Origin of the sequence: Pseudoalteromonas sp. P1-13-1a, from assembly GCF_001401875.1 — a bacterium.
GTDB lineage: Bacteria > Pseudomonadota > Gammaproteobacteria > Enterobacterales > Alteromonadaceae > Pseudoalteromonas.
The window spans coordinates 36,953-46,641 of record NZ_LKDV01000032.1; the positions used below are offsets into that span (position 1 = coordinate 36,953).

At 39.8% G+C, this 9,689-nt stretch carries 8 protein-coding genes; 5 read left to right on the forward strand and 3 right to left on the reverse strand.

The window, feature by feature from the left end; translation table 11 throughout:
* Positions 1-59: 59 nt before the first annotated feature.
* Positions 60-440, reverse strand: coding sequence for a DUF3192 domain-containing protein (locus tag AN391_RS16525; RefSeq protein ID WP_055016418.1), 381 nt, complete (start codon positions 438-440; stop codon positions 60-62).
* A 214-nt stretch (positions 441-654) separates the two neighbouring features.
* Complete coding sequence (locus AN391_RS16530; protein ID WP_055016419.1) at positions 655-1,599, reverse strand: D-2-hydroxyacid dehydrogenase; 945 nt, start codon at positions 1,597-1,599, stop codon at positions 655-657.
* Positions 1,600-2,028: 429 nt separating this feature from the next.
* On the opposite strand from AN391_RS16530, the gene AN391_RS16535 reads away from it, so the two are divergent.
* The gene (locus AN391_RS16535) at positions 2,029-3,168 is read left to right on the forward strand and encodes a 1-acyl-sn-glycerol-3-phosphate acyltransferase (protein WP_055016430.1); all 1,140 of its coding nucleotides are present in this window, start codon (positions 2,029-2,031) and stop codon (positions 3,166-3,168) included.
* 102 nt (positions 3,169-3,270) lie between these two features.
* Positions 3,271-3,516, forward strand: coding sequence for a DUF1289 domain-containing protein (locus AN391_RS16540; protein WP_055016420.1), 246 nt, complete (start codon positions 3,271-3,273; stop codon positions 3,514-3,516).
* Between the two features lie 15 nt (positions 3,517-3,531).
* On the opposite strand, the gene AN391_RS16545 is transcribed toward AN391_RS16540, so the two are convergent.
* On the reverse strand, positions 3,532-4,230 hold the full coding sequence (locus AN391_RS16545) for an ABC transporter substrate-binding protein (protein ID WP_055016421.1): 699 nt from the start codon (positions 4,228-4,230) through the stop codon (positions 3,532-3,534).
* A gap of 157 nt (positions 4,231-4,387) precedes the next feature.
* On the opposite strand from AN391_RS16545, the gene AN391_RS16550 reads away from it, so the two are divergent.
* From AN391_RS16550 to AN391_RS16560, 3 genes are read left to right on the forward strand one after another with little or no spacing between them, the layout of a single operon-like run.
* Positions 4,388-4,591, forward strand: a complete 204-nt coding sequence (locus AN391_RS16550) for a DUF3283 family protein (protein ID WP_055016422.1) — start codon at positions 4,388-4,390, stop codon at positions 4,589-4,591.
* A gap of 1 nt (position 4,592) precedes the next feature.
* Complete coding sequence (locus AN391_RS16555) at positions 4,593-4,994, forward strand: GNAT family N-acetyltransferase (protein WP_055016423.1); 402 nt, start codon at positions 4,593-4,595, stop codon at positions 4,992-4,994.
* A 20-nt stretch (positions 4,995-5,014) separates the two neighbouring features.
* Complete coding sequence (locus AN391_RS16560) at positions 5,015-9,517, forward strand: EAL domain-containing protein (RefSeq protein ID WP_055016424.1); 4,503 nt, start codon at positions 5,015-5,017, stop codon at positions 9,515-9,517.
* Positions 9,518-9,689 lie beyond the last annotated feature (172 nt).

The window sequence follows — 9,689 nt, forward strand, 5'->3', positions numbered from 1 at the left end:
ATCGGCCCCACACATTATGTTATTACCGAGCGGGGCAACTATATTTTACTAGCACGTTGTTATTTGGTGATCATACCCAGCGCGCTTTCACCAATACCCACCAGTTTATCATTTTTAAACACCAACGGTGTGCACTCATCTTTTGTTGTTTTTCCATCAGAGTGAATACTATGCGTCATGTAATAAAGTACCTGATACACATCACCGTCTTTTTTTAACAGTTCGGTAAAGCTTGGCGTTTTTAATTGTGCTAAAACAGATTGGTAGCTGCTATCCATTTTTAGATCGGCAATTGCTTCGCGGTTTTTTTTATGATGCTGTTGCCAACTTGATGAGTCATTCCCTGCCCAGTGCGTTTCTGCTTCGCCATCTGATACGGCAATAACACAACCGGTTAGAAACGGGGCAATAAGTGCTGCAGCTAAAAGTGATTTTTTCATTGTTATAGTCCTTGATGAGTTTTAATTTAATTATTTACTCATTCAAGGCAAGTAGTAGGCCAATATAACAAAGATTTAAAATTCAATAGCTTATGATTTTGTGACTATTTTTAAATGATGAATTATAAAAATCATTAGTAAAAACAGCCACTTTTTAGTTTTTTTAACGATTAGGCTAATTTAGGTCAATTAAATATAGTATAGCCAAAATACGTTACACTAAACGATTACGAGATTCACCGTTAGTAAAGGCTGCTATGTTTAAGCTCACCTCATTAATTAAGCGTACGATTGACTCTGTGCTTGCCCAGGCTATGTGAGGGGTAAGCAGCAAGTTTTCGCCGGTGTAATTTGCTAGTGGGTTGGTGAGCTCTGCTGGCTCTTTTGTTAGTACATCAACGCCTGCTCCAGCAATTAAATTTTGCTCAAGCGCTGTTACTAGGTCGGCTTCGTTTATAATGCCACCGCGGGCGGTATTAATAATAATACTGCTGGGTTTCATCATTTTTAGCTCATCTAACGAAATTAAATCGCGTGTCTCATCAGTTAGCGGGCAGTGCACGCTAATTATATCAGCGGTTTTTAATACTTCTTCGAAAGGTGTGCGGTCTTTCCTACAAGGCGCACCTTTACGCTCTGCCACCACTACATTTGCGCCAAATGCTTGTGCTACTGTGGCTACACCTTTACCCAGCGTGCCGCCACCTATAATGGCAAATGTTTTACCTTGTAAATCATTAAAGCTGTAGTCTAATCTGCAAAACATTTCGCTTTTTTGCCATGCACCTTGCTGACAATCGCGTTGATAGCGATGCGTATTACCTAATAAATTAGTTACCAACGAAAACGTGTGCTGTACAACCGAAGGGGTTGAGTAGCCTGCTACGTTGGTAACGGCAATACCAAATTCTTCAGCGGCGTTTAAATCAACATTATTAGTGCCTGTTGCACTTACGCATATAAGCTTAAGTGTTTTAAGTTGGCTTATCGTATCGCGATTTAGCACAACCTTGTTGGTAATAAGGACGTCCGCGCCTTGGCTGTGAGCAACAACTTGCTCAGGTGAGGTAAGTTCGTAAGTCGTTAGCTCACCTAGTTCTTCAATGCAAGTTAACGAGGTTTTAGCTAAAGTAGCGTTATCGAGAATGGTGATTTTCATTGTGTGTCCTATCTAAATGCGTACCGTAAAATGACAAGAGTGTTTAAGGTACTACGAATACACACTTATGTTAATGCTATTACTACCAAATGCTTAGTACAAAAAGTCAGGCTATTGATAAAAGTCTAAATTGGCTGGTCTGCCCACTCAAATATAAATAACATGATATTTTAGCGGGCTATATCGCTGGGGCCTGTTTTTATTTTGAGGTTGAACTTACTTACCCATGAAAGGTCAGCAAGCCTTATTAAAGTTGATAAGACTAAAAAACAATGCACCAACTTCTTTTTGCGTGGTCATAAACTGAAATGGCTCGCAAATAAGCATAACCAATTGGCTATTTCTTATTTAAGAGTGGCTGAGTTATAATCAAAATTATATATAAACGGTACGTTTTGCGTGCCGTTTTTTAACATTGTAGATGCAGTAATGAGTGAATTAGAAGATAAGTACGCAGACATAAGACCTTACAACGACGACGAAGTTGCGGCCTCGCTAGCGCGTTTAATTAACGATAATGCGTTTATTGATGTAATAGCAAAGTACAACTTGCCGCGCTTTATATCGGCTATACCTTTTATTGCTCGCGCACTGGTGAGAAGCCAGTTACGAAAAAAATGGGGTAAATTTACGAGCGTTGAAGATGTGCAAAACGAAGTTGCAGAGTATTTAGATAAACTTATAAAACGCACTACCTCAAAAGTCACCTTTTCGGGTTTAGATAAATTAGACCCACAGCAGGCGTATTTATTTATATCAAACCATCGCGACATAGTGCTGGATCCTGCACTAGTGAACTGGGGGTTGTATCAGCACAATATGAAGACGGTGCGCATAGCAATTGGCGATAATTTATTGCAAATACCCTATATCACCGAGCTGATGCGTTTAAATAAAAGCTTTATCGTTAAGCGCTCAGCCAAAGCACCTAAAGAGATGCTTAAGGCGCTTACGCAGTTATCATCATATATTTATGACTCGTTAGCGGCAGGAAACTCTATTTGGATTGCCCAAAAAGAAGGCCGTGCAAAAGATGGATTTGATCAAACAGATCCTGCGCTTCTAAAAATGCTGCAACTGAATGGCCGTAAACAAAAGAAAGAGTTTGGTGAGTACATTAAAGAGTTAAAAATTGTTCCGGTGTCTATTTCTTACCAGTATGAGCCTTGTGCAATTTCTAAAGCAAAAGAGCTTTACCATAAACAGCAACATGGTGAATACGTAAAATCAGCTGGCGAAGACATTGCAAGTATTGTTGAAGGGTTTAGCTCTGCCAAAGGGCATGTACACTTAGCTTTTGGAGAGCCAGTGCAAAGCGGCTGCGATGATGCCGATGAGCTAGCGCAAACAATTGATAAGCACATTGTTGAGTCTTTTTACTTACACCCAGGTAATTACATTGCCGGTGGTTGCAAGCAAGCAGTAATTAATGAGCCGGATACCGCCACCTTTGAGCAGCGTTTAGCCTTGGTGCCTGAAGAGCTAAAGCCACTTGTTTTAGCCATGTATGCAAAGCCATTTCAACGTAAAGCTGAAATCACAAACAAAGCATGTAAGGAAAGCCATTAGGCAGCTTCGTTGGCGTAAAAAAAGCAGCGTAAACGCTGCTTTTTTTTTGTACATAAATAACGCTATACTCGTACAAAGTAATTAATCTACTTAGGGGGCACAATGCAACAAATTGAAATATTTGATATTCCAAGCCCCTGTAAAAGTATTTGCCAAGTAAATAACCGAGGCTATTGTAAAGGTTGCTACCGAAGCCGGGATGAGCGCTTTAATTGGAACACATTAACCAACGCGCAAAAAAAGAAAGTACTTAGCTTATGCCAGCAGCGCTACAAACGGTATTTGCAAAAGCGCCAAGCAGCCCAATCTCAAACTACTTTGGACAAACAACAAGGCTTTGAATTTTAAACCTAGTGTGACTTATTAATATTTTAAATTATACTTTGCACGCAACGCGCGAGTAGTACCGTTATTGTGCAATTTATTTAAAGCATTCAATAATTTACTTACCAAAGCCGCGTGCTTTTTATGTACATAATGATAGAGCGAAAACGTACTTAGCAGCTGGGTTTGCATGCACGTCTCAGGCAGGGCAAAGTTATCGGCTTTAAGTACAAAATCGAGCATAATTACCCCCTCAACTTTATGTTGGGCTAGTAGGTTAAGTTGGGTTGTAATATTTTTTACTTCAATAATATTGCCGTTAAATTTTTGCTCTTTCAAATAATGGTGTTGAACCGGATAACCCGACAAAACCGCAATACTATCGAGCTTATCGAGAGTATTGGGTTGGCAGTTTTTAAATAGCAAAAGCTTATAGTCAAACAGCGGGTAGTTAATTCTAATTAGGTTTTGATTATCTGCTTCTATGCTTATGTCACGCCCAAGTTGGCCGTCTAACACCCCATTATTGGCTGCTAATAATGCATTTTGGCGATTAAAATCAATTATGTGTACTTCGTAGTTAAGTTCTTTATAGGCTAATGTGAGTAAAGCGAGCGCATAGCTTGCTTGAGCTGAGTCGGCGGGGCGGTTAAATATAACGCTATTGTGATTGGCGAGTGTGATTTTACTAAAAAATAAAACGACTAATAAAAACAAAGCATTGGGTTGTATCTGCAAGATTACTTCCGTTTAAAATGGGGATAGGGACAAATGATCGCAGCAAATAATAACAAAATAGTCTGCTTTTTGCCCATGTTTGTTGCTTTTTAAACAGTAAATAGTATCAAATATACGTATAATAAATGCGGATAATTAACCGTACTTAGGAGTGGTTGTGAGTTTTAATTTATGTGCTTTACCTCGAGAGCAAAAATACCAGATTCAATTAGATTACGAGGCATCATTTTGGGCTTATCAAATTAAACGTAATAAAAAAACACGTGAACAAGTTTACAACACCATTCATAGCCGCCCGGTGGCTGAGCAAGCATTTTTAAAGCAACAGTTTGAGCAGTATTTGGCGTTAATGCTAAGCTAGTATGTACACAGTACAAATATTAGACGCACTTAAAACTCCATTAGTTAATAAGTTTTATGCACAGTATAGCGTAAGAGGGCGTGCCAATAAGCAAGATCAGGTTTGGGTTGTTTACAAAGGAATGCACATAGTTGCGGCGTGTCGGATTCAAAATAAACACGACTTCTTATTTTTATCGACCGTATTTGTTGCCCCTCAGCATCGTAGTAAAGGGCTGGCAACACAACTTGTAAGTGCTGCAGTAAAACACCAGCCCCTACCACTTTACACCTTTGCTTATAAAAGTATTACAGCTTTATATATGGGCCTTGGTTTTAACCAGGTATTAACATATACTCCTGGTTTAAAAGCACTTTTTGATATTTATGCTCATCGAAATATAGTTGCTCTCGAATACCTATAACAAAAACAACGGACCAAGCCATGAGTAAAGGCGTTAACGGGATCATTAGTTGCTTTATAGCTTTAATTGCTATATTTAGTTGCCAAGTGGGCGCACAAGTAAAGCGTTTATCTCCCAGCGAGGGCCTTTCGCAAAGCTATGTGAATACTATGCTGCTTGATAATAACGGTTATTTATGGCTCTCTACGGAAGGGGGGTTAAATCGTTACGATGGCTACCAAGTTGTTTCAATTAACGGCCCTAATGGCGAGCTTGAAGAAGCTATTATTGATTGTGTTTATCAAGACCCCGCGGGCAATATTTGGATAGCTTCTTTACTCGCTGGTTTATTCAAATATGACCCCACTACTGATACCTACCAGCAGTTTATTTCCCAGCCTACCAGCGAAAAACAAATTTTAAGCCAATCGGTATTTAGTATGGTCGCTGTTGATGACAAGACTTTGTGGATTGGGCGTGGACGCGATTTTGCTAAATTAGATATCGAAACAGGTAAAATAACGAGCTTATTTGAGTTGCCTAAAGAATACGAAAACACCTTAGTAAGAGAGCTTTTTCATCATAATGGGTATATTTTTATAGGTACTAGCCATGGCGCGTTTGTATTTGATATTGCTTCTGAGCAAATTAGAGCGTTGCAGCATTTAAAAAGCAAAGCTGAACATATTTACCAAAACAACGTAAAGTCGTTTTCTGTAATAGAAAACAACCAGTTGCTAGTTGGTACCGTCAAGGGGTTATATCAAGTTGATATTAGCGATTTGCCGGGCATGTTTGAACGTCCCGACTTAGCATTTAAAAACAAAGCCATTATTGCCGATTTAAATGTATGGCGCATTATTAACGAAGGCGAAGAGCTAGATCTAGCGACCAATAAAGGGCTTTTTAGATTTAATTTAAATACGAAAGAGTTAGTAAAAAACACCCGTATAACGCAAAGTAAATACAGCCTATCTGATACCAGTATGATAGACATGGTTAAAGATAAATCGGGTGGCTATTGGCTAGCTACAAAAACCGATGGTGCATTTTATCTGTCTAATAATACCTACCACTTTAGCAATATAGATGGTAGCCAACTGGGGGGGGATGGCCTTTCTCATCCTTCGGTTTGGGGCATTACGGAGTACGATAACAGTCTGTGGCTTGCAACACACAATGGCTTAACTGAAATTGACTTGAGTACTCACACCAGCAAGGTTTACTTAAAAGACTATAAAGTCGACTTATTGACTACTGAATTTAGCATTTATGAAGCTATTCCCTACAAAGATAAGTTATGGTTACATACAAACAGAGGGTTATTTGAATTTGACCCTGTAACCCATCAAATTAACGAGCCAACCTTAAGTAATCCTAGCAATAGAGACTTAATACAGGGTTGGGTGCATGGTGTCACTTTAATGCCAAACGGTGATTTATACTATGTGCACTCAGATCATGGCATGTTTAGATACAATATCGACACCCAGAAAGTCACCCGATTAGAAGGGGCTTTTAGCAAAATAGAACCGTTTTTGGCGCATGGTTTTTCGCCAGCGCTGGCAACCAAGCCCGATATGCCACTGTTTTTTAATGCGGGTATTTTGTACCAAGTAAATCCAACCACATTAACGTTAAACACCATTTATAAAGTGCCAAAACAACACGACAATGTGGCTATTAATGTGCTTTCTTACGTGGTAGATAACAATGGTATTTTATGGATTTCGCTTTCTAACTTTGGCTTGATAGGACTTGATGCTAAAAGCTATGAGTTAGTGCACACCGTTGATTTAGAAAAAAACAAGCTAGGTACCTTACTTTACGACATGGTACTGGATGATGATGGTATGATTTGGATGAGTAGTCATAAAGGTATATGGCGACTAAACCCAGAAACACTTCATTTTCAGCAGTTTTCTACATCAGAAGGACTGCTTTCAGCTGAGTTTAACAGCAGTGCTATGGCGCACCTAAAAGATGGCCGAATTGCCTATGGTAGCTTAAAGGGCATTACGTATTTTCATCCAATGGAAAATCAAAATTACCATTCATTAATTGACCACGTAAATATCACTCGGGTTGATTTAATGTCGCGTGATTTATCTATCGATTTAAAACAGCCACTCAATGAAATAGTACTCAATCATGATGATATCGGTTTAGAAGTGGCGTTTTCAGCAATGGCGTTTAGCTATCAAGAGCGCATAATTTATGAGTATCAGCTTGATGATGGGCAAAAAACGTACACGCGTAATAATAATCGGGTGTTATTTCCAAAATTAAACCCAGGTAATTACCAATTAAAGGTATGGGCTAAAGACCCGCTTACAGGCGAGTATACTCCGCCTGCAGTATTAAAAATTCGTGTTAAGTATCCACTGTGGCGAGCACCGTATTTTATAGTGCTTTATGCTATTTTGTTTATAGCATTTATTGCTTTTTGGGTAATGCGCCGCAACAAAGTTCAGCGCATCTTATTAGCGGCAAATAAAGAAAGTAAAGAAAGTGAAGCGCGCTTAAAATTAGCCTTAGAGGGAAGTGAATCAGGTATGTGGGATTGGCAGTCAACATCCAGTAGTATTTACCAACCTCGCTTATGTAATGAACTTGGGTATGATCAAGAAAGTGTAAGCCTAGATGATTACCTCGCTAAAATTCACCCGCAAGATAAAGCGCTTTTTAGATTAGAATGGTTAGAGTTTCTATCAACCGACAAAGGCTACTTTAATTGCACCTATCGCTTACGCCACGCTAAAGGCTATTGGCGTTGGTATAAAGATTTTGGCAAAGTGGTGGAGTGGAGCGGTCAGGCTCCTAAAAAAGTAGCGGGTACTTACACCAATATGACCCGCGAGATGGTGTTTGAAGAGCATGCGCGTTTGTTTACCGCAGCGTTTGAGCAAACACGTGATTGGGTGTTTATTCTTGATAAAAACTTTACGGTTCGCGCCTCAAACAAATCATTGCAAACGGCCTTTAACTTTCCGAGTGAGCCACGCTCTAGCCGTGCCCTTAATTTAGGTATATCGCGAAGCAACCGCTTTGACTACCTGCGGATAATGCAAAAACTTAATGTAGGTGAGCACTTTTCGTGTGAAGACTTAGTTACCCTCGCCAGTGGCGAGCAGCGCCATGTATTAGTAAAAATCAGTGCAGTGGCCGACACAGAACATCGCTTAAGCAGTTACGTTATTATTTTAACCGATATTCATGCACAAAAATTGGCCGAAAATGAGCTACATATTTTAGCTAATTACGATTCCTTAACCGGTTTACCTAATCGCATGCTGTTTAACGACAGGGTTGAGCATGCTATTGAGCAAGCACAAAATCATCAATGCAAAGTCGCTATGCTGCATGTAAATATTAAGCGGTTTAAATACTTTAATGATTCATTTGGACGTGAAGCGGCGGATGAGCTAATAAAGCAAGTGGCTAAGCGCATTAAACGCGCATTACGCCCATCAGCCAGTGTGGCCCGCTTTGGCGGCGATGAATTTGTTGTGCTGGTGGAAGATGTGCAACAAATTGAAGAAGTGCTACTTATTTGCTCTAAATTGATAGACTCTGTCAGCCAAAATATGGAATTTAATGGCCAGGTGGTAAACGTTAATTTAAGCATAGGTGTTGCAATAGCACCTGATGACGCTCTCGATCACGCAGCGCTTTTAAAAGCTGCGAGTATCGCGCTGTATCATGCAAAAGAGTCCCTCGAAAGTAGTTATAAGTTTTACAAGCAGGAGATGAACCAACATGTACAAAAAGCACTGCATTTAGAGTCGTTGCTCACTAAAGCATACCAAGAAGAACAGTTTTGTAATTATTATCAGCCCATAGTGAATGCGCGCACTCAGCAAACCGAAGGCTTTGAAGTGTTATTACGCTGGCCTGAAAACACGCTAGTGCCAACGCAAGAATTTTCTTTAGCGGCTGAGAGCATTGGCTTAATAACAAAAATAATGCTGCAGACCTTTACCCGTGCGTTACAAGCGCTTAAACAATGGCGAGAAATATCGCCACAATTGTACTTGTCGATTAACCTCTCTGCGCTTGATTTTGAATACGAAGAGCTGGTAACTGAAATCCATAAGGCACTTACAAAGGCTGATGTACCTTCAGACGCGATAGTGTTTGAAATCACTGAGTCTATTTTAATGCGCGACTCAAAACGAGCACTACATAGTATGGAAATGCTGAAAAAACTTGGCTGTAAACTCTACATGGATGACTTTGGTACAGGCTATGCCTCACTCACGTATTTAAAACGTTTTCCTATTGATGTATTGAAAATAGATAGAAGCTTTGTGCAAGATATTGGTGTGGACTCTGATGATGAAGCGATTATTCAATCAACGCTCACCTTAGCGCATAGCCTAGGTAAAGAGTGTGTGGCTGAAGGCATTGAAAACACACAACAACTACAGTTTTTAAATCAGTTAGGCTGTAGGCATTTTCAGGGCTATTTATTTAGTAAGCCAGTACCAAAAGAAGCTGTTCCCGCACTGATCAAACAAGATTGGAGTAACATATTTAATTAGGGCGTGTTGAACTTTGGTGGTTAAATTTTCAGCGGTTGTTTGGTTTTTAGGCAAGCCAGAGCCTATGAAGTGTGGTTACTCCCCATAAATAGGCGATAACGCAGCATAAATGCCAAACATGCGCTGCCCTTCGGGTTCTGCCTAGGGGCGATAAACTCTTTGTTGCCTACAT